The sequence below is a fragment of the Mesorhizobium kowhaii genome, from assembly GCF_003253745.1.
GTDB classification, from domain to species: Bacteria; Pseudomonadota; Alphaproteobacteria; order Rhizobiales; family Rhizobiaceae; genus Mesorhizobium; species Mesorhizobium kowhaii.
Genome location: NZ_MZXV01000076.1, coordinates 145,864 through 170,280 on the forward strand (window position 1 = coordinate 145,864; position 24,417 = coordinate 170,280).

24 protein-coding genes and 1 tRNA gene are annotated in these 24,417 nt (G+C 64.3%); 4 read left to right on the plus strand and 21 right to left on the minus strand.

The annotated features are described in order from the left end of the window. Positions 1-70: 70 nt before the first annotated feature. The 7 genes from alr to rsfS all read right to left on the minus strand — a co-directional run bounded on the left by alr (position 71) and on the right by rsfS (position 7,135). A complete protein-coding gene (gene alr / locus B5V02_RS34225; protein WP_111548370.1) occupies positions 71-1,210 on the minus strand; it encodes an alanine racemase in 1,140 nt (379 codons plus the stop codon). Positions 1,211-1,390: 180 nt separating this feature from the next. Beyond that, positions 1,391-1,912 (minus strand): RNA pyrophosphohydrolase, encoded by a 522-nt coding sequence (locus tag B5V02_RS34230; protein WP_111548371.1) that lies wholly within the window; start codon positions 1,910-1,912, stop codon positions 1,391-1,393. A 30-nt stretch (positions 1,913-1,942) separates the two neighbouring features. After that, on the minus strand, positions 1,943-3,121 hold the full coding sequence (locus tag B5V02_RS34235; protein ID WP_111548372.1) for a divergent polysaccharide deacetylase family protein: 1,179 nt from the start codon (positions 3,119-3,121) through the stop codon (positions 1,943-1,945). Between the two features lie 275 nt (positions 3,122-3,396). Then, positions 3,397-4,728, minus strand: a complete 1,332-nt coding sequence (locus tag B5V02_RS34240; protein ID WP_167458786.1) for a S41 family peptidase — start codon at positions 4,726-4,728, stop codon at positions 3,397-3,399. Position 4,729: 1 nt separating this feature from the next. Then, positions 4,730-6,073, minus strand: coding sequence for a murein hydrolase activator EnvC family protein (locus tag B5V02_RS34245; RefSeq protein WP_111548373.1), 1,344 nt, complete (start codon positions 6,071-6,073; stop codon positions 4,730-4,732). A gap of 145 nt (positions 6,074-6,218) precedes the next feature. Then, positions 6,219-6,701 carry a 23S rRNA (pseudouridine(1915)-N(3))-methyltransferase RlmH gene (rlmH, locus tag B5V02_RS34250; RefSeq protein WP_111548374.1) on the minus strand — a complete coding sequence of 161 codons (483 nt, stop codon included), beginning with the start codon at positions 6,699-6,701 and terminating at the stop codon, positions 6,219-6,221. Between the two features lie 56 nt (positions 6,702-6,757). Then, positions 6,758-7,135 (minus strand): ribosome silencing factor, encoded by a 378-nt coding sequence (rsfS, locus tag B5V02_RS34255; RefSeq protein ID WP_023678068.1) that lies wholly within the window; start codon positions 7,133-7,135, stop codon positions 6,758-6,760. A 242-nt stretch (positions 7,136-7,377) separates the two neighbouring features. On the opposite strand from rsfS, the gene B5V02_RS34260 reads away from it, so the two are divergent. Next, positions 7,378-8,229, plus strand: a complete 852-nt coding sequence (locus B5V02_RS34260) for a mechanosensitive ion channel family protein (protein ID WP_111548375.1) — start codon at positions 7,378-7,380, stop codon at positions 8,227-8,229. Here the strand turns inward: B5V02_RS34260 and B5V02_RS34265 are convergent, their stop codons facing one another. From B5V02_RS34265 to obgE, 5 genes are all read right to left on the minus strand, one after another. Continuing rightward, positions 8,230-9,522 carry an MFS transporter gene (locus tag B5V02_RS34265; protein ID WP_111548376.1) on the minus strand — a complete coding sequence of 431 codons (1,293 nt, stop codon included), beginning with the start codon at positions 9,520-9,522 and terminating at the stop codon, positions 8,230-8,232. Between the two features lie 102 nt (positions 9,523-9,624). Further along, complete coding sequence (locus tag B5V02_RS34270; RefSeq protein ID WP_111548377.1) at positions 9,625-10,212, minus strand: nicotinate-nucleotide adenylyltransferase; 588 nt, start codon at positions 10,210-10,212, stop codon at positions 9,625-9,627. Between the two features lie 163 nt (positions 10,213-10,375). Beyond that, positions 10,376-11,662, minus strand: coding sequence for a glutamate-5-semialdehyde dehydrogenase (locus B5V02_RS34275; protein WP_111548378.1), 1,287 nt, complete (start codon positions 11,660-11,662; stop codon positions 10,376-10,378). A gap of 3 nt (positions 11,663-11,665) precedes the next feature. Then, positions 11,666-12,841: a glutamate 5-kinase gene (gene proB / locus B5V02_RS34280; protein WP_111548379.1), complete on the minus strand. Its 1,176-nt coding sequence runs from the start codon at positions 12,839-12,841 to the stop codon at positions 11,666-11,668. Positions 12,842-12,845: 4 nt separating this feature from the next. Then, positions 12,846-13,877 (minus strand): GTPase ObgE, encoded by a 1,032-nt coding sequence (gene obgE, locus B5V02_RS34285; protein WP_111548380.1) that lies wholly within the window; start codon positions 13,875-13,877, stop codon positions 12,846-12,848. Between the two features lie 134 nt (positions 13,878-14,011). Here obgE and B5V02_RS34290 point away from each other — a divergent pair, with 134 nt between their 5' ends. Then, positions 14,012-14,881 carry an endonuclease/exonuclease/phosphatase family protein gene (locus tag B5V02_RS34290; protein WP_111548381.1) on the plus strand — a complete coding sequence of 290 codons (870 nt, stop codon included), beginning with the start codon at positions 14,012-14,014 and terminating at the stop codon, positions 14,879-14,881. A gap of 189 nt (positions 14,882-15,070) precedes the next feature. Here B5V02_RS34290 and B5V02_RS34295 read toward each other — a convergent pair whose 3' ends face one another. From B5V02_RS34295 to B5V02_RS34305, 3 genes are all read right to left on the minus strand, one after another. After that, positions 15,071-15,658, minus strand: a complete 588-nt coding sequence (locus tag B5V02_RS34295; RefSeq protein ID WP_111548382.1) for a GNAT family N-acetyltransferase — start codon at positions 15,656-15,658, stop codon at positions 15,071-15,073. A gap of 119 nt (positions 15,659-15,777) precedes the next feature. Further along, positions 15,778-16,047, minus strand: coding sequence for a 50S ribosomal protein L27 (gene rpmA, locus B5V02_RS34300; RefSeq protein ID WP_015315190.1), 270 nt, complete (start codon positions 16,045-16,047; stop codon positions 15,778-15,780). Between the two features lie 98 nt (positions 16,048-16,145). Beyond that, the gene (locus B5V02_RS34305) at positions 16,146-16,814 is read right to left on the minus strand and encodes a 50S ribosomal protein L21 (RefSeq protein WP_111548557.1); all 669 of its coding nucleotides are present in this window, start codon (positions 16,812-16,814) and stop codon (positions 16,146-16,148) included. A gap of 393 nt (positions 16,815-17,207) precedes the next feature. On the opposite strand from B5V02_RS34305, the gene B5V02_RS34310 reads away from it, so the two are divergent. After that, a tRNA-Ser gene (locus B5V02_RS34310) sits at positions 17,208-17,297 on the plus strand. A 162-nt stretch (positions 17,298-17,459) separates the two neighbouring features. On the opposite strand, the gene B5V02_RS34315 is transcribed toward B5V02_RS34310, so the two are convergent. From B5V02_RS34315 to recQ, 3 genes are all read right to left on the minus strand, one after another. Beyond that, the gene (locus B5V02_RS34315; RefSeq protein ID WP_111548383.1) at positions 17,460-18,035 is read right to left on the minus strand and encodes a DUF308 domain-containing protein; all 576 of its coding nucleotides are present in this window, start codon (positions 18,033-18,035) and stop codon (positions 17,460-17,462) included. Between the two features lie 77 nt (positions 18,036-18,112). Continuing rightward, the gene (locus B5V02_RS34320; protein WP_111548384.1) at positions 18,113-18,712 is read right to left on the minus strand and encodes a TetR/AcrR family transcriptional regulator; all 600 of its coding nucleotides are present in this window, start codon (positions 18,710-18,712) and stop codon (positions 18,113-18,115) included. Positions 18,713-18,762: 50 nt separating this feature from the next. Then, a complete protein-coding gene (gene recQ / locus B5V02_RS34325; RefSeq protein ID WP_111548385.1) occupies positions 18,763-20,601 on the minus strand; it encodes a DNA helicase RecQ in 1,839 nt (612 codons plus the stop codon). 242 nt (positions 20,602-20,843) lie between these two features. Here recQ and B5V02_RS34330 point away from each other — a divergent pair, with 242 nt between their 5' ends. Beyond that, positions 20,844-22,265 (plus strand): coniferyl aldehyde dehydrogenase, encoded by a 1,422-nt coding sequence (locus B5V02_RS34330; protein ID WP_111548386.1) that lies wholly within the window; start codon positions 20,844-20,846, stop codon positions 22,263-22,265. A gap of 171 nt (positions 22,266-22,436) precedes the next feature. On the opposite strand, the gene B5V02_RS34335 is transcribed toward B5V02_RS34330, so the two are convergent. Genes B5V02_RS34335 through kduI form a run of 3 tightly spaced genes read right to left on the minus strand, consistent with a single transcriptional unit; the run spans position 22,437 to position 24,407 of the window. Next, positions 22,437-22,784, minus strand: coding sequence for a cupin domain-containing protein (locus tag B5V02_RS34335; protein ID WP_111548558.1), 348 nt, complete (start codon positions 22,782-22,784; stop codon positions 22,437-22,439). A 10-nt stretch (positions 22,785-22,794) separates the two neighbouring features. Beyond that, the gene (kduD, locus tag B5V02_RS34340; protein ID WP_111548387.1) at positions 22,795-23,559 is read right to left on the minus strand and encodes a 2-dehydro-3-deoxy-D-gluconate 5-dehydrogenase KduD; all 765 of its coding nucleotides are present in this window, start codon (positions 23,557-23,559) and stop codon (positions 22,795-22,797) included. Next, positions 23,556-24,407 (minus strand): 5-dehydro-4-deoxy-D-glucuronate isomerase, encoded by an 852-nt coding sequence (gene kduI / locus B5V02_RS34345; RefSeq protein ID WP_111548388.1) that lies wholly within the window; start codon positions 24,405-24,407, stop codon positions 23,556-23,558. Before kduI ends, kduD begins: the two co-directional genes overlap by 4 nt. Positions 24,408-24,417 lie beyond the last annotated feature (10 nt).

Below are 24,417 nucleotides of genomic sequence, written 5' to 3' on the forward strand. Positions count from 1 at the left end.
ACTCCACGGCGTCGCCCAGGCCGGGCATGCCATCTTCTGTCTGCCGGATTTTAAGGCGCCCGCCAAGGGGCTAGCCATCGACGTACCGCCGATGAAAGCGGTGACCGAGGCTGGTCAGGATTTCGTAGCCGATGGTGCCGGCATGGCCTGCCGCGTCGTCGACGCTTTGCGAGGGGCCGAGCAGCTCGACGAGATCGCCCTCACCCAGTCTGCCGGGTGGCAAAGCGGAAATGTCGAGAATGATCGAATCCATCGACACCCGCCCACGGAAGGGCAGCCGCACGCCCTCGAACCAGGCCGCGGACGCCGCCCGGCGATGCCAGCCGTCGGCATAGCCGAGCGAAATCGTCGCGGCCGTGAGCGGAGCCGTGGTGCGGAAAATGTGGCCATAGCCGACACCGACGTCGGCCTCCAGCATGCGGGTCTGGACGACCTTGGCCTGCAGCCGCACCACCGGCAGCATCGGATTCGGCCTGGCCGGGGTCGGATTGATGCCGTAAAGCGCGGCACCCGGCCGGGCGAGATCATAATGAAAGCGCTGCCCAAGGAAGATGCCGGACGAATTGGTGAGCGAGGCCGGCGCCTTCGGCAACATTGCGCGCAGCCGTTCGAATGCCAGTCGCTGCCGCTCATTGGCCGGATGCTCCGGCTCGTCAGCGCAGGCGAGATGGCTCATCACGAAACGGACGTCGATGCCGTCAAAGGCACCGGGATCGGCGGCAACGCGCTCGACATCCTGCGGCGCCATGCCGAGCCGCGACATGCCGCTGTCGACCTGGATTGCCGCAGGCAGCTTTCGGCCGGTGTGGCGGGCCGCCGCACGCCAGGCCGCCAGTTGTTCCGGGCTGTTGACGACAGCGGAAAGGTTTGCAGCCGCGGCGTCCGGCTCGGCACCGGGCGGAATGCCGTTCAGCACGAAAATGCCGGACCCCGGCCCGAGCGAGCGGCGCAAGGCGATGCCTTCGCCCAGAAGCGCGACGAAGAAGATATCGCAGCCTTCGCTCAGCAACGCCGCCGCCACCTGGCTCGCACCAAGCCCGTAGCCGTCGGCCTTGACCACGCCGGCGCAGCGCACGCTGCCCAGTTGCCTTTTCAGCCGCCGGTAGTTTTCACGGATCGCGCCAAGGTCGATGGTGAGGATGGCGCCAGCCACCGCTTCGCTTGTGGCGGCGATGTCCTCGGGCAGCGACCTGTTGGGGGCGTCGTTCATGGCGACCCTTCTTGCGGCGGGTAATGCATGTCGCCCAAAAGTGGCCCCGGTTTTGGGAGGACGACATGCATAAAACAAAGACCTAAAGCGCGTCGCTTGAATCCGCTCAAACGCGACGCGCTTTAGACATCAATAGGACCGCCGGGCCGGCGCGGCAACTGCGGTCGTTTCACGTCGAGGCTATTGCACCAGATGCAGGAACGCCGCCACGACATCCTCATAGACCTTGCGCTTGAACGGCACGACCAGGTCGGGCAGGTCCTGCATCGGCCGCCATGCCCATTTGTCGAATTCGGCGGTGTGGCCGCCCGGCGGCGGATTGATCTGGATCTCGCTGACATCGCCGTGAAAGCGGAAGGCGAACCATTTCTGCGTCTGGCCGCGATACCTGCCCTTGAAGGCGATACCGACGAGGTGGTCCGGCAAATCATAGTTGATCCAGTCCGGCGCCTCGGCGAGCAGCGAGACGCTGCGCATGCCGGTCTCTTCATAGAGTTCGCGCTCGGCCGCCTGCAGCGGCTCTTCGCCCTTGTCGATGCCGCCCTGCGGCATCTGCCAAAGCTGCGTCGTGCCGGCAAATTCACTGTCCGGCTCGGCAATGCGGTGCCCGACCCACACCAAGCCATCGGCATTGAGGATCATCAGTCCGACACAGGGACGATAGGGCAGCGTTTCGCGGTCCACTCTTTTTGTCTTTGCCATCAGTCAATCTTCCAAGTCGTTTTCCGATGGCTAGCCTTTTTGCGGATCGATGGCCACCGCTGAAATCGGCACGATTTCGATACCGCGCTTCTTGGCCTCGGCGACCCAGGACGACACCGTGTCGACAGTCAGGTCGAAGGCCGAGCCGATGCCGACGGCAAAGCCTTTGGCGCGCGCGGTGGCTTCCAGCCCGTCGAGTTTCTTCAGGATGGCGCCGCGATCCTGCACGGCATCGATCGCCGTGTCGCCGGAGACGAAGGGCACGCCGTCTTTCAACGCCAGGTCGGGCGCCAGGCTGCGCGCCGACGAGCCGTCGTCGATATAGGCCAGGCCCCGCTTGCCGAGCTCGGCCATGAACGGCTCCATCGCCGCCGCGTCGGCGGAAAAGCGCGCGCCCATATAGTTCATGACGCCGGTGTAGTTCGTCGTCCGCGACAGCGCCCAGTGTAGGTTCTTCAAATTCTCATCCGCGCTCGCCGCCACCGTCAGCGTGTTGCGGCCGGGGTTGATGTTCGGATAGTCGAACGGTTCGAGCGGCACCTGCATGACGATCTCGTGGCCGGCCTGCCGCGCCGCCTGCATCCAGCGTCCGATGCTGTTGCCTTGCGGCGCGAAGGCCAGCGTCACCTCCGCCGGCAGCTTGGCGATGGCCGCCTGGGTGCCGGTCTGCGAAACCGCAAGCCCGCCGATGACGATCGCCACGCGGGCACCGCGCGCCCCGGACCAGGGCCGCGCATAGACGTCGAAGGGCCGCCGGCCATCGGCGGCGCGGACAGGCAAAGGCCCGGTTTCGCTGGCTTCGATCAACGCCTTGTCGGGAATATGCGCGATCTTCAAATTCTGGCCGAGGGTCGACGGGTCGTGGATGACGATCGCCTTAGGCGGGCCATCGCCCTCTTCCGTCTGCACATGGATGATCTGCGGCCCGCCCGTCTTGGCCGGCGCTTCCGGCTTGGCTGCGGCGACCGGGGCCAAAGCGGCCGGCGCGGCAGCGGGCTCGGCCGCTGCCGTCACTTTCGGCGTCGACACGGCGACCTCTTGCGGCTTGCGGAACGGCTTTTCCCTCAGCGCGATCGCACCGGAGACGCCGACCACCGCCAGCACGACCACGGTTGCCGCGATCGTACCGCCGCCGAGCTTGCCGGCGGCGCGCGGCGACCGGACGGTTTGTCCGAGCGGGCGTTCGATATCCTTGCCTGTGTCAGCCAAGCCGCATCCCCGGGCGCATGGCTCCGAAGGCGAAACTCCTTCGAAAGACATGCGCGAATTCATCAATCCTGGCGCACCCCTGGCGCCGCATCCCAGGGCTTCGCCTTGCCCCGAATCAAACTGCCGGAACCTTTCGGTCCCGGCAGCATCGCATTGCTTTCATCAGGCGGCCAGACCTGTTGTCGGCCCCGAGCATCGGACCCAAAAGTGGAATCCGGTTTTGGGAAAATCCGATGCTCAAACGAAGTTGGAGCGGCGCGTGCGCCGCTCCATCCTTACTGGTTGAGAACGGCCTTTTCCGGATTGGGCGGGAAGGCCGGATCGGTCTTCTGGCCGCGCAGCAGCTGCTCTGCATAGATGAGCTGCAGATCGTCCTTCGGATCCGGCGGCACATAGGCTGCCGAGCCCGAACCGGTCGAGCCCTCGTCGGCGCCCTTGATATGGCCCTTGAGGTCGGATTCGCCGCGCGTCAGGTCCCTGCCCTGCAGTTCCGGCGGCAGCGGCTGGTCGACCTTGATGTCGGGCGTGATGCCTTTGCCCTGGATCGACTTGCCGGACGGCGTGTAATAGAGCGCCGTCGTCAGCCGGAGCGCACCATTCTCGCCGAGCGGGATGATGGTCTGCACCGAACCCTTGCCGAAGGACTGCGTGCCGACCACCGTGACGCGGCGCAGGTCCTGCAACGCGCCGGCGACGATTTCGGAGGCACTGGCCGAGCCGCCATTGACGAGAACGATCATCGGCTTGTCGTTGATGTCGTCGACCTGCTTGGCCTTGGCGTCGAAACGGGTGACGTCCTTCGGATCGCGACCGCGCGTCGAGACGATTTCGCCACGTTTGAGGAAGGCATCGGAGACGCTCACCGCCTGGTCGAGCAGGCCGCCCGGATTGAGGCGCAGATCGAGCACATAGCCCTTGAGCTTGTCGTTCGGCACCTGCTTCTTGATGGTGTCGATGGCGTTCTCGAGGTCATCATAGGTCTTTTCGGTGAACGAGGTGATCTTCATGTAGCCGATGTCGTTCTCGACCCGGAACTTGACCGCCTTGACCTTGATGATGTCGCGCACGACCGTCAGTTCGATCGGCTTGTCGGCACCCTGGCGCAGGATGGTGAGCTTGATTGGCGTGTTGACCAGGCCGCGCATCTTCTCGACCGCGTCGTTGAGGGTCAGGCCGCGAACCTCCTCGCCGTCGATCTTGGCGATATAATCGCCGGCAAGCACGCCTGCCTTGGCAGCCGGCGTGTCGTCGATCGGCGTGATCACCTTGACCAGGTCGTTCTCCATGGTGACCTCGATGCCGAGGCCGCCGAACTCACCCTTGGTCTGGACGCGCATGTCCTGCGCCTGCTCGGCGTTCATGTAGGAGGAGTGCGGGTCAAGCGAGGCAAGCATGCCGTTGATGGCGTTCTCGACCAGCGACTTGTCGTCGGGCGGCGTCACATACTGGGCCCGCACCCGCTCGAAGATATCGCCGAAGATGGCCAGTTGCTTGTAGGTCTCCGACCCTGCAGCGTTCGCCGCCGAGCCGGGTGTGCCATAAACAAGGCTCATGGCGGACGCGCCCATCAGCGCACCGGCAAACAGAAGCGACAGTTTCCGCATCATTTCACGTCCTTCCAGAAAAACGGTCCGCCCACCATGGGGCCGGATCGACGGGTTTTCCATCCTTGCGGAACTCGACATAGAGTTCCGGTGTGGCATTTCCATTCTTCGATACCGAGGTGCTCGCCACCCGGGCCTCTCCCATCGCGCCGACCGGCTCTCCTGCGAGCACTGATTGGCCAGTCGCGACGCTGATTCTGCTCATCCCCGCCAAAACGACATGATAACCGTCGCCTGCGTTCAGGATCAAGAGTTGACCATAAGAGCGAAACGGCCCCGCATAAAGCACATTCCCATCCGCCGGCGCGGTGACGATGGCTCCCGATTGTGTCGCAACCATGTCGCCAAGCATCACTGCGCCGTTACCGTCCTCGGCGCCGAATCGCCTTTTGATGCGGCCGGTCACCGGCAACGCGATCTGCCCCTGCAGCGCCGCAAAGGGTGCCGCGGCGGCAAGTCGATTGCCCTCCGGTACGGGTAGGGACGCCAATTCCGCTGGGGCATCCGCCGGCGCCGATGTCTTGTCGCCGTCGGCCGTCTTTTGCTCGGCGGCCTTGGCCGCATCGGCCGCCTTGCGGCTCTTGTCGGCTTCGAGCGAGGCGATCAATTCCTTCAAGCTGCCGGCCTTGGCCGCCAGCGTCTCGGACCGCTGCTTTTCAGCGGCCATTTGCGTTTGCGTGTCGGCTTCGAGCTGCTGCTTGGCCTCCAGCAGCATGCCGAGCCGCTTCTTTTCCGCCGTCTGGTCGCCGACCGCCGCCGTCAGCCGCGCCCGCTCGGCCTCGATCGAGGCCGTCACCCGTGACTGCTCCTTGAGATCGGCCAGCAATATATCGGTCTGCTGGCGCAGTTCCGGCACCACGGCACCGAGCAGGATGGCGCTGCGCACCGACGACAGCGCGTCCTCCGGCTTGACCAGGATCGCCGGCGGCGGGTTGAGCCCCATGCGCTGCAGTGCGCCCAGCACTTCGGCTAGCACGTCGCGCCGTGCCGCCAGCGAGGTGCGGATCTTCTGTTCCTGGCCCTTCAGCCCTTCCAGCCTGGCGCCGATATCCTCGATGTCCTGGCCGAGCTTCTGCTCGGTCATCGCCGACTGGATCAATGCCGCGGTGATCGAGGCGTGATCCTTCTTGATCGTCGCGATGTCGGCGGCGAGCTTGGCCAACCGCTCCGACGACAGCGTGATCTCCTTCGAGACCTGTTCGTATTCGGCGCGGCTCTGGTCGGGATCGGGGGCAAGGTCGAGCGTGTTCTCGGCCCGCGCCACATGCAGCGACAGCACAAGCACCGCCGCCGCGATGCCGCAGCGCGCGCGCCATGAGCCCGTCCCTGATTTCCAGTCTTTAGACATTGAAGCCCGACTCTATGCGTGGCTTCGTTAACGAACAATCAACCATGTTCGAAAGCCCCCCTAAACCATGTTCGAGAGCCCCAATTGGCGCAGTCTGGCGATGCATTGGGGCGGAAATCCGTGTGAGTCGCACCAATTCACCGGTTTACGAACGATGATAGGGATGGCCCGACAGGATGGTCGCGGCCCGGTACAACTGCTCCCCCAGCATCACGCGCACCAACTGGTGCGGCCAGGTCAGCAATCCGAATGACATCACCAATTCGGCCTGATCGCGCAGCGGCTGATCGTGACCGTCGGCGCCGCCGATGGCGATGACCAGCGCCTTGCGGCCGCCATCACGCAGCTGGCCGATGCGCCCGGCGAAGTCTTCGGAGGAAAAATTCTTGCCGCGTTCGTCGAGCAGGAATAGCGCGGTGCCGGGCTGCAGCTGCCCCTGTAGCTTCTGGCCTTCCTCGCGCCGGCGCTCGTTGGCGGTCTGGGCGCGCCCCTCGGCGATTTCGGCCACGCCGGAAAATTCGAGCCCCACCGCCGGGCCGCTCTTGGCAAAGCGCTCGAAATAGCGGTCGGCGAGCTGCTTCTCGGGGCCGGCTTTCATCCGGCCCACGGCATGAACTGATATCTTCATCCTCGCCTCTATAAGCCGCTAATGCATGCGGTGACATGCATCAAAACAAAGGCGGCTTAGTGGAGGGTCTCTTCCTCGAGATCCGGCGCCTGCCACATCTTTTCGAGATTGTAGAAGTCGCGGACCTCGGGACGGAAGACATGGACGATGATGTCGCCCGAATCGATCAGGACCCAGTCGGCGCCTGCCAGCCCCTCAACGCGCGCCGTGCCGAGACCGGCATCCTTGAGCGCCTTGAGCAGGTGATCGGCGACAGCCGAGACATGACGGTGCGATCGGCCCGACGCGACGACCATGTAGTCGCCGAGGCTCGATTTCCCCTGAATGTCGATTGAGACGATGTTTTCGGCCTTGGAGTCTTCCAGACTGGCAAGGACTGTCTTGATGGCGCGAGACACGGCGTCGTTTACGCTGATCCCGGCCGGCGAAGGCATGATATCGGCCTTCTTCCGCAGTGCTGTTCTCAGTGTATTTCCTTTCGCAGCAAGAACAACCAAATCACCCACAAAAACAGATGACGCCTCATAGATAGGCAGAGTTCCGTTGCAGTTTCAAGACGGCGCCCTGTCGCGCACGAACGTATTGTCGGCCCCCCGGTTCCGCCGCATGCGCGAAAAGATCGGAACCATGGCCGTCCGCATGGGTTATCGGCTCACCGACCAACCGGATTTTCCCAATGCCGATCGACCCTCAAAACGCCCTTCTGACCGTCCAGGCCGGCCTCGCGCAGCTGAGCACGCTGATCGTTTCCTACGCCTTCTCGGCCATCGGTGCCGTCATCCTTTTGGTTGGCGGCTATATCGTCGCCGGACTTGCCGAACGCTCGATTTTCGCCGGCCTCGGCCATATCCACGGTTTCGACGCGACGTTGCGGCACTTTTTCTCCAAGATCGTCCGCTATGCCATCCTGATCCTCGTCACGATCATGGTGCTCGGACAGTTCGGCGTGCAGACGGCGTCGATCATCGCCGCGATCGGCGCCATCGGTCTCGCTATCGGCCTGGCGCTGCAAGGCACGCTGCAGAATATCGCCGCCGGAATCATGCTTCTGGCGCTGCGGCCGTTCCGCATCGGCGAATCCGTCGAGGTCGGTTCGATTGCCGGCTCGATCGAGGAGATCGGCCTCTTTGCCACCAGGCTCAGGGCCGCCGACGGCGTCTATATCCTGGCGCCCAATTCAACGCTGTGGAACCAGCCGGTGCGCAACTTCTCGCGCAACGGCGTGCGCCGCGGTGACATCACGCTCTCGATCGGCTCCTGGAACGACATCGACCGCGCCCAGAAGACCCTGCTTGCCATTGCGGTCGCCGAGCGCCGGGTCAAGCGCGATCCGGCGCCGATCGCTTTCGTGGCGACTCTTGGCGAAAGTACCGTCTCGATTTCACTGCGCTACTGGACATCGTCGGCGGATTTCTTCGCCACCCAGGCCGACCTCACCAAGCGCGCCAAGCAGGAATTCGACGCAGAAGGCATATCGATCCCGCTGCCGCCACCCGAAGCGCCTGCGCAGGAAGCCCGCCGGCAATAATCAATTGCTTCTGTGCCGGGCCTGTTCGTCTGGCGCGAAGGCGAGTTCGACCGGCAAGGGCGCCTGCGCCGTCATCGGCGCGAAACTGCCGGTTTCGGCGGCGGGAACAGCCTGCGTCGTCACCACGCGCAAAAGCACGAACAGGCAGAAGGCGCAGGCGATGACGATCGCCACATAGATGAAGGCCTGTGTCCCGAAGACGGCTGACAGCGCGGTGACGATGCCGGGCACGATGAAGCCCGAAAGCGACCAGGCGAACAACAGCGAGCTGGACAGCGCCACCATGTCGTCCTTGCCGGCGCGGTCGGCGGCATGCGCGCTGGCCAGCGAATAGATCGATTCCGAGGCGCCATCCCAGACGATGTAGATCACCACCAGCGCCGCCAGCGCGCCGCCGTCGAAACCGAGCGCAAACATCCCTGCCGCCGCGGCGAGCGCGGCTGCGGCGATCAGCACATAGCGGCGGTCGGTGCGGTCGGAAATCCAGCCGAGCGGTATCTGCAGGATCAGCGTGCCGACCGGCATCGCCGAAAGCAGCAGGGCGACGTCTGCCTGGCTGTAGCCCTTGGCCGTGGCATGGATCGGCGCGAAGCCGGCGATCGACATCGACAGGCCACCGACGGCAAGCATGCCGGCAACGCCGACCGGCGAAATCCGCCAGGCCCGGCCGAGCGCCACGGAGGCTGCTTGCGGTGCCGGCGGCTGGGCAAGCCTGGTCAACCCCACGGGCAGGATCGACAGCGCCGTGAAGACGATGCCGATCAGCGGCGCGTCCGCGGTTCTGATGTCGACAAGAGCCAGCGTCGCATAGCCGACGCCGAGCCCGGCGACATAGGCAACGTAGAAGAAGGCCATCACCCTGCCGCGGATGGCATTGGCAACGGCATCGTTCAGCCAGCTCTGGGCGACGATGAACAGGCCGCATATGGCAAAGCCGTAGAGCGCGCGGGCCGCGATCCAAATCAGCGGATGCGGGCCGGCGCCGACGGCGGCGTTGGCCAGCGCGATCAGCGCCGACAACACCATGAAGGCGCGGGCATGGCCGACCCTTCGCACCAGCGGTCCGGTCAGGATACAGCCGGCGAGGCCGCCAGCCGAAAGTCCGGTGATGATCAACCCGGCCCAGGTCGGATCGAAGCCCTCGGCGCCGAGCCGGACCGGGATATAGGCAAACATCAGCCCGTTGCCGACGGCGATCAGCGCCATCGACGCGATGACGCTGGCAATCGCGATCAGCGGCGTGGGCTCATCGCCCTGCCCGGCTTCGGTGCGGTTTTTCCTGGGAATCGACATGCCCGCTCAGGATTGCCCATGAAACGGGCAAAGGGAGCGATAAAAGCGACATGGCCGATCTTCCCTTCTCCCCCAGGGGGAGAAGGGAAATCCGCGCGGACGCTACCCCTCGGCCAGCTTGCGGATCGCGCTCGACGACAGCGACGAGCGCGGACCGTGGATGAAGGTCCAGGCCGGCGCCTTCATGCGGGCGAGCCTTGGCGCATCCCCTTCGTCGACGCGGGCATAGTCGAAGGTCTTGGCGACGACAGATGACAGGAACGACAGTGTCGCCCCCGGACGGTCGATGACGGCGATCGGGAAGGTCATGACGATCTCGCGCCAGCGTTGCCAGCGATGGAAATCGCGCAAACTATCGGCGCCCATGATCCAGACGAAATCGACGCCGGGATTGCGCGCCTTGACCAGCGCCAGCGTATCGGCGGTGTAGCGGACATGATGCGCCGCTTCGAAGGCGGTGACCTTGATCTTGGGGTTCTTGGCGATATGTTCCGACAGTTGCAATCGATCGCCGAGCGGCGCCAGTTCGCGCGTGTTCTTCAGCGGATTGCCAGGCGTCACCATCCACCACAACTGGTCGAGCGCCAGGCGTCTGAGCGCAATCTCGGCGACCAGGGCGTGGCCGGCATGCGGCGGGTTGAACGAGCCGCCGAACAGGCCGACAGCGAGCCCCTTTTCGGCATGCGGCATTTTGAGATAGCGGGAGGAAATGAGTTCCTTACCCTCCCCATTGTGGGGAGGGTCGATCCGCGAAGCGGAGCCGGGTGGGGGTGTCGTAGAGTTCAGCGTTATTCCCCCACCCGGCTAGCTATGCTCGCCACCCTCCCCACAAGGGGGAGGGTAAGATCAGCGTTCAAGGCCTCACCTGTCCCGACCCGCGCACGCGGTATTTGAAGGAGGTCAGCTGCTCGACGCCGACCGGCCCGCGCGCATGCATCTTGCCGGTGGCGATGCCGATCTCGGCGCCCATGCCGAATTCGCCGCCATCGGCGAACTGCGTCGAGGCATTGTGCAGCAGGATCGCCGAATCGATCTCGTTGAAAAACTTTTCCACGGCCCGCGCGTCCTCGGCGACGATCGCCTCGGTGTGGTGCGAGGAGAACGTCTCGATATGCTCGATCGCGCCCGCGACGCCATCGACCAGCTTCACCGCGATGATGGCATCGAGATATTCGGTCACCCAGTCGAGATCAGTGGCCGGCTTGGCGTCGGAAAATGCCTTCAGCACCTCGGCATCGGCATGGATCTCGCAGCCGGCGGCGCGCAGGGCGTCGAGGATCGGCACCAGATGCGTGGAGGCAACAGCACGATCGACCAGCAGCGTTTCGGCGGCACCGCAGACGCCGGTGCGCCGCATCTTGGCGTTGACGGCAATCTGGACCGCCATGTCGCGCTTGGCCGAACGGTCGATGTAGAGATGGCAGATGCCTTCGAGATGGGCGAACACCGGCACCCGCGCCTCGGTCTGCACCCGCCCGACAAGGCTTTTTCCGCCGCGCGGAATGATGACGTCGATCGTGCCGGCAAGGCCTTTCAGCATCTCGCCGACGGCGGCGCGATCGGTGGTCGGCACCAGCTGGATGGCGTCTTCCGGCAGGCCGGCGGCCTTAAGGCCCTCGACCAGGCAGGCATGGATCGCCGCCGACGAATTGAGCGAATCCGAACCGCCGCGCAGGATCACCGGATTGCCGGCCTTGAGGCAGAGCGCGCCGGCATCCGCCGTGACGTTCGGCCGGCTCTCATAGATGACACCGACGACGCCGAGCGGCGTGCGCACGCGTTCGATATGCAGGCCGTTCGGCCGGTCCCAGGCGGCGATGACATCGCCGACCGGATCGCGCAGTTCGGCGATTTCCCTGATGCCGTCGGCCATGGCACGGATGCGCGCCGGATTGAGCTTCAGCCGGTCCATGAACGAAGCGGAAAGCCTGGATTGCTCGCCATTCAAGACATCGATGGCGTTGGCGTCGAGGATCTCCTGCTCCCGGGCGACGATCGCCTCGGCCATGGCAACAAGGGCGGCGTTCTTGGCGGCGGTCGTGGCGATGGCCAGCGGCCGGGCGGCAGCGCGGGCGCGGCGGCCGATATCGGCCATCAGCGCCACCGTGTCATCCCCGGATTTTTCATGCAGCTTCAGCATGGCTCATCCTCCGCTCGATACTTCGTCACCCGCCCGTATTTGGTCACCGGCCCGTACTTGGTCACCAGAATGGCTCACCACAAGGTCGTCGCGGTGGATCATCGCCGAACGCGCCTCATAACCAAGCACCGTCTCGATCTCGGCCGTCTTCAGGCCTGCGATCCTTACGGCATCGGCGGCATCATAGGCAACCAGCCCGCGCGCGATCTCGCGGCCCTCGGGCGACAGGATCGCCACCGTATCGCCGCGCGAGAAATTGCCGCTGACCAGCTTGACGCCGGCCGGCAGCAGCGACTTGCCCGACAGCAGTGCGCCGATGGCGCCGGCATCGACCGTCAGCCGGCCGGCGGGTTCGAGCTGGCCGGCGATCCAGGTCTTGTAGCCCTTGACCGGATTGCTGCTCGGCCGGAAGAAGGTGGCGCGTTCGCCGCGCTCGATCGCCATCAGCGGCGACAACCGCGTGCCCGACGTGATGATCATCGCAGTGCCGGCGGCGGTGGCGATCTTGCCGGCATCGAGCTTTGTCCGCATGCCGCCGCGCGACAGTTCGGACGCAGCCGCGCCCGCCATCGCTTCGATGTCCGGGGTGATGCGATCGACCAGCGGAATGAACTTTGCGCTGTGGTCACGCGCCGGCGGCGCGGTATAGAGGCCGTCAATGTCGGAAAGCAGCACCAAAAGGTCAGCGCCCATCATCGTTGCGACACGCGCAGCCAGCCGGTCATTGTCGCCATAGCGGATTTCGGAGGTCGCCACCGTGTCGTTCTCGTTGATGACCGGCACCGCCTTCATCTTGAGCAGCGTCGAGATCGTCGCCCGCGCGTTGAGGTAGCGGCGGCGCTCCTCGGTGTCACCGAGCGTCAGCAGGATCTGGCCCGATTTCAGGCTGCCCTTGCCGAGCGCATCCGACCAGGCGCCGGCGAGCGCGATCTGTCCAACAGCGGCCGCCGCCTGGCTTTCCTCGAGCTTCAAGGCCCGCTTGCCCAATCCAAGGATGGTGCGGCCAAGCGCGATGGCGCCGGACGACACGACGAGGATTTCAGCACCACCCTGGGCAAGCACGGCAATGTCGTCGGCGAGCGAGGCCAGCCAGTCGCGCTTGAGGCCGGTCGCGCGGTCGACCAGCAATGCCGAGCCGATCTTCACGGTGATGCGTCGGTATGTCTTCAGCGACTGCATGGCCTTACTTGTCCCAGCGCGTCTCGACAGGGGCCGATATCTGCGCACGCGCCTCGGCCACCACCGCCATCAGCGCCCGCAGCACCGCCTCGACGCCTTCGCCGGTGACCGCCGACAACAGCATCGGCGCACGGCCGGCGGCGCGCTTCAGCGACGCGACCTTCTTCTTGCGCGCATCGGCGTCGAGCGTGTCGACCTGGGAAAGCGCCACGATCTCCACCTTGTCGGTCAGGCCGTTGCCATAGGCGTCGAGTTCGGCGCGCACGGTCTTGTAGGCCTTGCCCGGGTTTTCCTCCTGCGCCGAGACCAGGTGCAGCAGCACGCGCGTGCGCTCGACATGGCCGAGGAAGCGGTCGCCGATGCCGACGCCCTCATGCGCGCCTTCGATGAGACCAGGAATGTCGGCGATGACGAATTCGCGCGCATCGATGCGGGCGACGCCGAGACCGGGATGCAGCGTGGTGAACGGATAATCGGCGATCTTCGGCTTGGCCGCGGTGACCGCGGCCAGAAATGTCGACTTGCCGGCATTGGGCAGCCCGACCAGCCCGGCGTCGGCGATCAGCTTCAGCCGCAGCCAGATATTGAGCTCCTCTCCCGGCAGGCCGGGGTTGGCGCGGCGCGGCGCCTGGTTGGTCGAGGTCTTGAAATGCTGGTTGCCGAAGCCGCCATTGCCGCCCTTGGCCAGCAGAAAGCGCTGGCCGACCACGGTCAGGTCGCAGATCAGCGTCTCGTTGTCTTCCTCGAACACCTGCGTTCCCGCCGGCACTTTCAGCGTGACGTCGGCGCCCTTGGCGCCGGTCATGTTGCGGCCCATGCCGTGGACGCCGGTCTTGGCCTTGAAATGCTGCTGGTAGCGATAGTCGATCAGCGTGTTCAGCCCGTTGACCGCTTCCAGCCAGACATCGCCGCCACGGCCGCCATCGCCGCCGTCCGGTCCGCCGAACTCGATGAATTTTTCGCGCCGGAACGACACCGAACCGGCACCGCCGTCGCCGGAGCGTATGTAGACTTTGGCTTGATCGAGAAATTTCATGGCGTGTGCAGTTTCTGCTAGTGGCTTTGCGGCATTGCTCTAAACCTTCGGCCTTGCTCTAAACCAAGGCGCGGCGAAGGGCGAGGCCGTTTTGTGACAATGGCCGCGTGGGGTTGGCCGGAGGGGGTGTCGGAATGAAGCTTGTAACCTACAACGTCCAGTACGGCATCGGCCTTGATGGGCAGTACAGTGTCGAGCGCATCACTGATGCCGTGCGCGGCGCCGACGTGATCGCGCTGCAGGAGGTGACCCGCAACAATCCCAGGAACGGCGGCCGCGACATGGTCGCCGAGATCGGCGAGGCGTTGCCCGACTATTTCGCCGTCTATGGCAGCAATTTCGAGGCCAATATCGGGTCGCGCATCGACAACGGCCGCGCCATCACCACGACCTTCCAGCTCGGCAATATGGTGCTGTCGAAGACACCCATTCATCTGTCGCGCAACCTGCTTTTGCCGCGCAGCCGCAGCTTCGAGATGATGAATTTCCAGCGCGGCGCGCTGGAAGCGCTGATCGAGACGCCGCTTGGTTTCATCCGCTTCTATTCCATCCATCTCGATCACCGCAGCCCGGTCGAACGCGCCAGCCAGATCCAGTTCCTGCGCCAGCGCATGCTGAACTATGCGCTCGAAGGCGGCGCCTTGTCCGGCGTCGCCGAGATCGGCTTGCCGGAATTGCCCCATCCCGAAGCCTTTGTCGGCATGGGCGATTTCAACATGCTGGCCGGCTCACCCGAATATGTCGAACTCGCCGGCCGGCCGGACCATGAATTCGGCATGCCGCTGACCGCCGACTTTGCCGTCGATGCCGCCATGCGCCTCAACGTCGCCGGCGACGACCTGGTCAGCTGGGTCGACCCCAAACAGCCCGCCAATGCCAGCCGTCACAAGCGCATCGACTATGTCTTCACCAGCGCTTCGCTTGCCAAATCCCTGAAGCGTCTGTGGGTCGACCGGCAGGCCGTCGGTTCGGACCACCTGCCGGTGTGGGTCGAACTGGGCTGACCTTCATCTTTGGTCCGCAACCGACCTTCACTTGTTCGACCCATGCGCCGAGGTGCATCGAGATTCAGGTCAGGCCGAGCCGAAAACGGTGGTTTTCGAGAACCGGAGCGGAGCGTACTAAAGTACGTGAGCACCGGAAGCACAGAAAACCAACGTTTGCAGGCCGGCCTCACCTGAATATCGATACACCTAAAAATGCACCCAGTTACGGAGGCTGGTCCAGGTCTTCCTGTCGAGCCGGTAGCGCTCGACCGGCACCTGGCCGGCGACGATCGAGTTCAGCATGCCCTGGCCGGCATACTGGAAGCCGCATTTGTGGATCACCCGGCGCGAGGCCGGATTGATGACCCGCGTCGAGGCATGCAGCACCTGGATCGACGTCTTCTGGAAGGCGAGGTCGACCAGCGCGTGGGCGGCTTCCGTCGCATAGCCCTTCTTCCAGTAAGGCTCTCCGATCCAGTAGCCGAGCTCCAGCCCGCGATCGGTGGTGTTGAGACCGGCGCAGCCGACGAAGGTGTCGGTACCGGCCAGCGTCAAGGCATAGACAATGCCGGCACGGCGCGACTTCGCCATGGCAAGGAAGGCGCGTCCCTCGGCCTCGCCATAGGGGTGCGGCATGCGGGCCAGCATTTCGGCGACATGACGGTTGTCGGCAAGCTCGACCAGTTGCGGAATGTCGTCTTCGCGGGGCGCTCGCATCACCAGCCGCTCGGTGACCAGGACCGGGCAGTCTATCGCGTAACTTTCGTCGTCGGTGTCTTCCGCTTCGGCAACCATTTGAAAGTCCTCCAGGCCAAGAAAAAGGGGAGATGGAAACCCATCTCCCCTGATCCTTTTCCTGGCTTTGCCAGACACCGGTTCCCGAGATGGGCGCCGGTGTTCTAGTGCGGAACCGGCTACTCCGCGGCTTTGGTAATCGGGTTGACCGATACGTAGGTTCGGCCGTTGGCTTTTTTGTTGAACGTCACGGCGCCGGTCTCGAGCGCAAAAAGGGTATGGTCCGTGCCCATGCCGACATTGACGCCGGGATGCCAGGTGGTGCCGCGTTGACGAATGATGATGTTGCCCGGGATGACGGCTTCGCCGCCGAACTTCTTCACGCCCAGACGCTTGGAATGCGAGTCGCGACCGTTGCGCGACGAGCCGCCAGCTTTCTTGTGTGCCATCTAACTAACTCCGTTGCGCCGCAAGGCGCCTAAAAGGCCTTATGAACGCGTTCGCGTTCCGTTTCAAGTCCGATTCCGGCGACCTGATCGCCGGAAAATTACTTCGCCGCCAATTCCTTGGCCTGCTCGCGCCAGTCCTTGATCTGGTCGGCGCTGAAGGGCATGTGCTCGTCGATCTTGGCGACATCCTTGTCGGTCAGCTTGGCGAGCTGGGCGAAGGTGATGATGCCCTGCTCGGCGAGGTCCTTGGCTGCGACCGGGCCGATGCCCTTGATCACGGTCAAATCGTCCGGCTCGCCCTTCGGCGCCTTGAACAGCGGCGCTGCCGCGGTCTCGGCTGCCTTGGCCTTGGGCTCCTTCTTCGGCGCGGCTTCCGCCGTCGCTTCAGTCACGGCCTCTGCCTTGGCTTCCTTCTTCGGCGCCTTGACGGCTGCCGTCTTCGTCGGCTTGGCACCACCCAGCAGGATCTCCGAGATCCGCACGGTGGTCAAAAGCTGGCGATGGCCGATCTTGCGGCGCGAATTCTGCCGGCGGCGCTTCTTGAAAGCGATGACGGTGCGGTTCTTGCCCTGCTCGACGACTTCGGCGGTGACAACCGCGCCATCGACGAACGGCGCGCCGAACGTGACATTCTCGCCCTCGCCATGCGCGAGAACGTGGCCGATCTCGACCATATCGCCGACATTGGCTTCGACTTTTTCGATCTTCAGGAGATCGTTGGCGGCAACGCGATACTGCTTGCCACCCGTTTTAATGACTGCGAACATTTTTTGCCTTTCGCTGTTCGGTCGGCCTTGATGAACCGCCTCTGGCGGTTCGGCCGTCTTTTTGTCAGTCTGCGGGTTCAAAAAACAAGCGGCGCGGAAGAACCCTCCACGCCGATTGCGCGCTGTCCCTAACCGAAGGTTGAGTGTGAGTCAAGGCGAAGCCGTTGCCGAGACCGTTATTAGCTCGGTAGCATCTGGCCATAGCAGCATGACTGCACAGCGTTGCCGTCGTCGGCAGGCGTGGTGGCCGGAAATCTGCGTGGGCTTGACCGCAAACACCAATGCGAATCCGTCGCTTGTCCGGGAAGCCAAATAACTCGCGGATTGGCCTTGTAACCTGCCCGTTCAGCCGTTATCTAGTGCGCCGCGCCGGCAACGGCCGACCATGACCGCGGAGAGGTGGCAGAGTGGTCGAATGCACCGCACTCGAAATGCGGCATGGGTGCAAGCCCATCGGGGGTTCGAATCCCTCCCTCTCCGCCATCTTTGAACAAAACCGGGCACGCCCAGGGTATCCAATTTTACGCCAGAGCTAGAGATCGCCACCAAGGTCGGATCAGGTTGCTCTTGGACCCCTGTCCCGCCGCAGTCTTCCCGTGCCTACGGAGGTGGATGATCTGGGCTGTCAAGCCGATGATGGCGGGCCTACGCAGCCTTCCGCCGCGATTGGCTCACGCTCAGCCACACCGCCGAAACCAGGAAGTAGAGAGCGCCTACCGCGGCATAGCCGGCCACGTTGGTGATGGATGGCGGCATCGGCATCCGCGCCTGCACGATGAAAAACGTGCCTGCCAGCGCTGACTGCCCTCCGCTCAGGATCATCGCCCACTGCGCACCATAGCTCCTCCAACGGCGGATTGCGGTGCCGAGTTGAAGCAGACCAGACAGGATCGCCCATACGCCGAACACCCCGAGCACCCAATTCATGCTCATCTTCAGCGCGAGAACCACCGCAAGCGTTGTCGCCACACTGACCACGACGTTGATAGTCTGCGTGCGATTCTGTCCCAACCCTCCGCTGCGCGATGCGTCGACAAAATTGGCAACGGCATCCCATGCGGGATAAGCCACCAGTAAAGCCGCCGCGATCACCCAGGAATGCTGTCCCACCGTGAAGGCAGCAGCCACCCAGGCAGCCGAGAACGCCGTCCGAGCGAAGTAATAGAGCTTGAGCCATTGTTCCTGGCTGGCGCGAGAAAGATCGCCATTGTGAACTGTCATTGGATTGTCCTTTCAACTAGTAGGTAGGGGCTCTCGACGAACGTCGCGGAGCGATTACGGCTATGGTTGTTTGAGATCTAGGACCGTATCTGGAGGGATGCCGGAGCGAGTCGCTGCAAGAGCGGGCCTGTCACGATGCTGAATATCTTCGGATCGCCATAGGCCCGCGCCGAAAGCATCGCGCCGTGAACCGTCGCCATGAACGCTTCAGCCTCGGCACGAGGGGTACTCATCAGTTGAAGTTGGCCGTGCCGCGCGCCGCGCTCCAGCACGGATGTCAGCCACGCTGACAGGGAGCGGAAATGCGCCCGGACCTCCAGGCCAACTTCCTCGGGCAGAACGGGGAGCTGGCTTGCCAGCAGCGCGCAGACACAAAACGGAGCGCTGGCGTCCGCAATGCAGGCTTCCCAATACCCAGCGTAGAACCGAAGCTGTTCGAGCGGATCGGATACCTGAAGTTCAAGATTCGCCATCCCCACTTCAGCTTCTTCCCGATACCGCGCAACCAGCGTTCGGACCAGATCGACCTTGCTCGGGAAATGGTGGTGGATGCTCGCCTTACGAATCCCGACCACATCAGCGATGTCGGCATAACTGAAACCGTTGTAGCCGCCAGCGACGATCAGAGAACGCGCGCAAGCCAGGATGTCGTCAGAGGTGGTCGACAAGTTGCTCATGGCTTAACCTACCTTCTGGTAGGATGGTCGTCAAGCGCTACTCTTGGCCCTCAAGCCGAGCCATCCGATTGATGCCCTGCAATCGTGCTCAGAAAAACCTGGCCAAATTCCTTGAGCTTGGCGGCACCCACGCCATTCACTTCGGCGAAGGCATTGAGATCGCGCGGGCAGCGCTCGGCCATGTCGATCAGCGTGCGGTCGGAGAACACCACATAGGCCGGCACCTGGCGCTCCTTGGCAAGCCGCAGCCGCAATGACTTGAGCGCGGCCAGCAGCGAGGCATCCACGCCTTCCATGTCCGCGGCCTGGGCGGAACGCATCTTGCCGCGCAAGGCGCGGCTGCGCACCTCGACGCGGTAGTGGAACGGCATTTCGCCACGGCCAAGCGCATGGCCCTTTTCGGCAATGGCGAGGCCGCCATGGCCGCCCGGATCCGGCGACAGGAACCCGCCCGCGACGAGCTGCCGAATCAGCGACAGCCAGAAATCCTTCTTGTGCGCCAGTCCGCTGCCGAAGCTGGCGAGCCTCTGGTGGTTCCTGGCGAGGATCTTCTCGGTTTCATGGCCGAGCAGAATGTCGATGACATGGCCGGCACCGAAGCGTTCTCCGCTCTGCGCCATCGCCGCCAGGATGATCCGCGCCTCCATCCCGCCATCGGCGCGCGGCGCCTGGTCGAGGCAGGTGTCGCAATTGCCGCAAGGCGAGGCTTCCTCGCCGAAATAGCCAAGCAGCACCTGGCGGCGGCACTGCGCCGTTTCGCAATAGCCGATCAGCGTGTCGAGCCGGCCATGCGAGCGCCTTTTGTGCTCCGGCGGCGCATCCTCGTCGTCGATGAACAGCCGCCGCATGCGGATATCGCCAAGGCCAAACAGCATATGCGCCTCCGCCTCCCGCCCGTCGCGGCCGGCGCGGCCGATCTCCTGGTAGTAGGCCTCCAGGCTGCCCGGCATATCGGTGTGGAAGACATAGGCGACATCAGGCTTGTCGATGCCCATGCCGAAGGCGATGGTCGCCACCATGACCACGCCGGACAGGGTCATGAAAGCGTTTTGATTCGCATCACGCGCGTCCTTGCTCATGCCGGCATGGTAGGCGAGCGCGGTGACGCCGTTCTTCTCGAGGAAGGCCGCCATCTCTTCCGTCTTCTTGCGCGACAGGCAGTAGACGATGCCGCTGCGGCCGGGGTGACGCTCGACGAAGCGCAGCAACTGCCGCTTGCTGTCCTGCTTGGCCTCGATGCCAAGCTTGATGTTCGGCCGGTCGAAGCCCAGCACCAGGGTTTCGACGCGCTCGGCAAACAGCCGCGCCTCGATGTCGGTGCGCGTACTCTCGTCCGCCGTCGCCGTCAGCGCGATGATCGGCACGTTGGGGAAGATGCCGCGCAGCCGCGACAGATCTTCATACTCGCGCCGGAACGCCGGTCCCCATTGCGAGATGCAATGCGCCTCGTCGACAGCAATCAGGCTGACGTCGAGCCTGGCCAGCGCGTCGAGCATCCGCTCGGTCATCAGCCGCTCCGGCGCAAGATAGAGCAGGCGCGTCTGGCCCGCCGCAACGCGGCGCCAGGCGGCGACATTGGCCTCGCGGTCGATCGAGGAATTGATCGTATCGGCGGCGACGCCGGCAAGGCGCAAGGCGGCGACCTGATCCTGCATCAGCGCGACCAGCGGCGAAACGACAATGGTCAGCCCGCCCAGAACCAGCGCCGGAACCTGGTAGCAAAGCGATTTGCCCGCACCCGTCGGCATGACAGCCAGCACATGACGCCCGGCCAGCAGCGCATCCATGACGTCGGCCTGGCCGGGACGAAAATCGTCAAAGCCGAAAACGTCCTTCAGGACGCGCCGCTTGGGATCTTCGGCCAGGACGCTCGCTGCCTGTGCCTGCATCAGTCGGACACCGGGCCTGAGTTGATTTTTGGTGGATTGGAGAGGATGTGGAAACCGATCAAAACGACTCTCCGCATGGGCACCTTGCCTTAGCGCAGCCGTCATCGGACCACAACAGGAACAGGCCGCTCGCACCGCGAACGCAGCCGGAGCCTGTCCCTTCCCCTGCGACACCGGCACCTCGCTGGATTCCTCCACCCGCTGCGATGTAAGCTTGGCCCGACAGGGCCAGGGAGGGCGCGATGCTGCAGACCAGACAGGATGCTCTCGGCGAGCGGTTCCAGTTGCAGCGTGCCGCCTTCGAGGCGCAGCCTTTCCCGGACATTGGCGTCCGCAAGGACCGTCTGAAGCGCCTGCTGGCACTGACCGAGCGGCATGAGGCAGATATCTGCACGGCGATCGACGCCGACTTTGGTGGCCGCTCTGCGCACGAGACGCGCCTTGCGGAACTGTTTGTCGTCCGCGCCGGCATCCGCCATGCGCTGTCCCATCTCAGGAGCTGGATGCGCGAGCGCCGCGTTGCCACCACCATGCCGTTCCTGCCCGGCAGAAATCGTCTCGTCGCGCAGCCGCTCGGTGTCGTCGGGATCGTGTCGCCATGGAACTATCCCTTCCAGCTCGCTGTCGGGCCGGTAACCGCGGCCCTTGCCGCCGGCAATCGCGTGCTCGTCAAGCCGTCCGAACTGACGCCGGCTTTTTCGGCGTTGCTGGCGCAACTGGCCGACGAGCATTTCGCAGCGGACGAACTCAGCGTCATCACCGGCGATGCGGAGATGGGAAAGGCCTTCGTTTCGATGCCTTTCGATCACCTGCTGTTCACCGGCTCGACCGCGGTCGGCCGCCAGGTCGCGATCGCCGCTGCCGCCAACCTGACCCCGGTCACGCTCGAACTCGGCGGCAAGTCGCCGGCAATCTTCGATCCATCCTGCGACTTCGATGCGGCAGCAGCCAGCATCGCCTATGGCAAGCTGTTGAATGCCGGGCAGACCTGCATCGCGCCGGACTATCTGCTGGTGCCGCAGGGACAGGCAGGCATCGTCGCCGCGAAGCTCGCGACGGCGATAGCGCGGCTCTACCCGACCTTGCGCGACAATCCCGACTATACCGCCATCATCAGCGAGCGGCATCACCAGCGCCTGCGCGACATGATCACGGAAGCCCGCGATGCCGGCGCCGATGTCGTCGAAATCAACCCGGCCGGCGAGGAGTTGGGCTCGGCCAGCCGGAAGTTGCTACCGACCCTGGTCCGCAATGCTGGCCCGAACCTGCGGCTGATGCGCGAAGAGATTTTTGGCCCGGTGCTGCCGATCGTCGAATACGCCACAGTCGACGAGGCGATCGACCATGTGAACCGCGCGGACCGGCCGCTGGCGCTCTACTGGTTCGGGCGCGACGGCGGCAACCGTCAGCGCATCCTGCACGAGACGATCGCCGGCGGCGTCACCATCAACGACTGCATGCTGCATCTGGTGCAGGAGAACCAGCCCTTCGGCGGCGTCGGCGCCAGCGGCATGGGCGCCTATCACGGCGAATGGGGTTTCCGCACCTTCAGCAAGGAGAAGCCGGTTTTCCTGCAGTCGCGGCTAAGCGCGGGAGGCTTGCTGCGTCCGCCCTACGGCAAGACGTTCGAGCGGATTTTCAGCCTGCTCCGGCACATCACCTGACAGAGGACAGCCATCGGTTGTACGGCGCGTTAAGCCTATCTTCACCATGATGCGGCAGGCTTCACATCTGCGGTCATGTCTTGAGTACCGCGGCGCCACAAACGCCCAGGCAACAACCCGCGCCTCTTTTGGGGCGCGGGTCATTCGCCCGCGCTCGATCTCCCAGCCTGGCTAGTCTAGACTAGGCAAGAAATCGGCCCGGCGGGGCGTGAAACTGTCAACGAGCCGCCCCGCTTCCAGTGCCTTGACGCCGTGCACCAGATTGGACGGCACGATGAAGCTGCCGCCGGCCGCGAGGATTTCGGTCCGGCCGTCGATGGTCACCTCGAAGCGGCCCTCGGCGACGTAGCTTGCCTGGACATGCGGGTGCGAATGCAGGGCGCCGACGCCACCCTTGTCGAAGCCGAATTCGACCATCATCAATTCATCGGTGTGCAGGAGAACGCGCCGCCTGTTGCCATCCGGCGTCGCCGTCCAGGCGCTTTCGCCGGCATGCGCGAAAATCTTCGGCTCAGTCATCACCATCTCCTCATCGCGCCAGCCAGCCGCCATCCACCGGCACCACCGCGCCATGCATGTAGTTCGACGCCGGCGCCAGCAGGAAGACGGCGGCGTCGCCAATGTCCCCCGGCTCGCCCCAGCGGCCGGCCGGGATACGCCCCAGGATGGCGGCACTGCGGTCGGGATCGGCACGCAATGCCTGCGTGTTGTTGGTCTCGATATAGCCGGGCGCGATGGCGTTGACGTTGATGCCCTTTGCCGCCCATTCGCAGGCGAGCAGCCGGGTGATGCCGAGCACGCCATGTTTCGAGGCGGTGTAGGACGCAACGCGGATGCCGCCCTGGAAACTCAGCACCGAGGCGATGTTGACGATCTTGCCCTGGCGTCCACCGGCAAGCGCGCGTCTGGCGAAGGATTGGCAGAGCAGGAAGACCGTCTTCAGATTGACGTCGATGACGTCGTCCCAGTCGGTCTCGCTGAGATCGACGGCATCGGCGCGCCGGATGATGCCGGCATTGTTGACCAGCCCGTCGAGCGGGCCGCTTTCGTCCCAGACCCGGTCCAGCATCGGGCCGGCGGATGCCGTGTCGGCAAGGTCGGCGCTCACCGCCTCGAATTGCCCGCCGAAGGCGGCGACCTTGCTTGCCGTATCGTCCATCGACGAACGGCCGACGCCGATCACCACGCCGCCAGCACGAGCGATCGAGACGGCAATGCCCTGGCCGATGCCAGTGTTGGCGCCGGTGACGAGAATGCGTTTGCCGGCCAGGCTGAAGGCAGAAAGGTCGCTCACCGCAATTCGTCCAATGCCACCGGGTCGACATCGGTATAGTCGACATTGTCGCCGGCCATCGCCCAGATGAAGGCGTAGTTCGAGGTGCCGGCGCCCGAATGGATCGACCAGCCCGGCGACAGCACCGCTTCCTCATTGCCCATGACGATATGGCGCGTTTCGTCCGGCTCGCCCATGAAGTGGAAGACACGCGCCGTTCCGGCCAAGTCGAAATAGAGATAGGCCTCCATGCGCCGGTCATGCACATGGCACGGCATGGTGTTCCACACCGAGCCCGGCGCCAGCTGCGTCATGCCGACCACCAGCTGGCAGGTTTTTGCGCCCTCGGCGTGGATGAACTGGAAGATCGAGCGCTCGTTGCAGCTATCCTTGCTGCCGAGATCGAGACGCTTGGCGTCGCCGATGCGGATCAGCCGGCTGGGCCAGGCCTGATGCGCCGGCGCGCTGAGCAGGTAGAATTTAGCCGGCACGGCTTTGTCCGCCGAGGCGAACGACACATCCTTGCTGCCCATGCCGAGATAGAGCATGTCGCGCGCCTGCAATTCATGAGGTTGGCCGCCGGCCTCGATGACACCGGCGCCACCGATGTTGACGGCGATCAGCTCGCGGCGGTCGAGAAAATCCTTGGTCCCGGTCGGCTTGATCGCCTCCAGCTGAAGTGGTGCGTCAGTCGGCAGGGCGCCGCCGACGATCATGCGATCGTAATGGGTGTAGGTCAGGCTGATACGGCCGGGTTGGAACAGATCTACGATGTGGAAATTGTGGCGCAGTTCGTCGGTTCCCATCGCTGCGGCGGCGACCGGGTCGATGGCAAAGCGCGATGTGTAGTCGGTATGGCTCTGGCTCATTGCTGTCCTG

Coding starts and splice junctions, on each gene's coding strand:
- alr (WP_111548370.1), bottom strand. CDS start 1,210: ATGAACGACGCCCCCAACAGGTCGCTGCCCGAGGACATCGCCGCCACA.
- B5V02_RS34230 (WP_111548371.1), bottom strand. CDS start 1,912: ATGGCAAAGACAAAAAGAGTGGACCGCGAAACGCTGCCCTATCGTCCC.
- B5V02_RS34240 (WP_167458786.1), bottom strand. CDS start 4,728: ATGATGCGGAAACTGTCGCTTCTGTTTGCCGGTGCGCTGATGGGCGCG.
- B5V02_RS34245 (WP_111548373.1), bottom strand. CDS start 6,073: ATGTCTAAAGACTGGAAATCAGGGACGGGCTCATGGCGCGCGCGCTGC.
- rlmH (WP_111548374.1), bottom strand. CDS start 6,701: ATGAAGATATCAGTTCATGCCGTGGGCCGGATGAAAGCCGGCCCCGAG.
- rsfS (WP_023678068.1), bottom strand. CDS start 7,135: ATGCCTTCGCCGGCCGGGATCAGCGTAAACGACGCCGTGTCTCGCGCC.
- B5V02_RS34260 (WP_111548375.1), top strand. CDS start 7,378: ATGCCGATCGACCCTCAAAACGCCCTTCTGACCGTCCAGGCCGGCCTC.
- B5V02_RS34265 (WP_111548376.1), bottom strand. CDS start 9,522: ATGTCGATTCCCAGGAAAAACCGCACCGAAGCCGGGCAGGGCGATGAG.
- B5V02_RS34270 (WP_111548377.1), bottom strand. CDS start 10,212: ATGCCGCATGCCGAAAAGGGGCTCGCTGTCGGCCTGTTCGGCGGCTCG.
- B5V02_RS34275 (WP_111548378.1), bottom strand. CDS start 11,662: ATGCTGAAGCTGCATGAAAAATCCGGGGATGACACGGTGGCGCTGATG.
- proB (WP_111548379.1), bottom strand. CDS start 12,841: ATGCAGTCGCTGAAGACATACCGACGCATCACCGTGAAGATCGGCTCG.
- obgE (WP_111548380.1), bottom strand. CDS start 13,877: ATGAAATTTCTCGATCAAGCCAAAGTCTACATACGCTCCGGCGACGGC.
- B5V02_RS34290 (WP_111548381.1), top strand. CDS start 14,012: ATGAAGCTTGTAACCTACAACGTCCAGTACGGCATCGGCCTTGATGGG.
- B5V02_RS34295 (WP_111548382.1), bottom strand. CDS start 15,658: ATGGTTGCCGAAGCGGAAGACACCGACGACGAAAGTTACGCGATAGAC.
- rpmA (WP_015315190.1), bottom strand. CDS start 16,047: ATGGCACACAAGAAAGCTGGCGGCTCGTCGCGCAACGGTCGCGACTCG.
- B5V02_RS34305 (WP_111548557.1), bottom strand. CDS start 16,814: ATGTTCGCAGTCATTAAAACGGGTGGCAAGCAGTATCGCGTTGCCGCC.
- B5V02_RS34315 (WP_111548383.1), bottom strand. CDS start 18,035: ATGACAGTTCACAATGGCGATCTTTCTCGCGCCAGCCAGGAACAATGG.
- B5V02_RS34320 (WP_111548384.1), bottom strand. CDS start 18,712: ATGAGCAACTTGTCGACCACCTCTGACGACATCCTGGCTTGCGCGCGT.
- recQ (WP_111548385.1), bottom strand. CDS start 20,601: ATGCAGGCACAGGCAGCGAGCGTCCTGGCCGAAGATCCCAAGCGGCGC.
- B5V02_RS34330 (WP_111548386.1), top strand. CDS start 20,844: ATGCTGCAGACCAGACAGGATGCTCTCGGCGAGCGGTTCCAGTTGCAG.
- B5V02_RS34335 (WP_111548558.1), bottom strand. CDS start 22,784: ATGACTGAGCCGAAGATTTTCGCGCATGCCGGCGAAAGCGCCTGGACG.
- kduI (WP_111548388.1), bottom strand. CDS start 24,407: ATGAGCCAGAGCCATACCGACTACACATCGCGCTTTGCCATCGACCCG.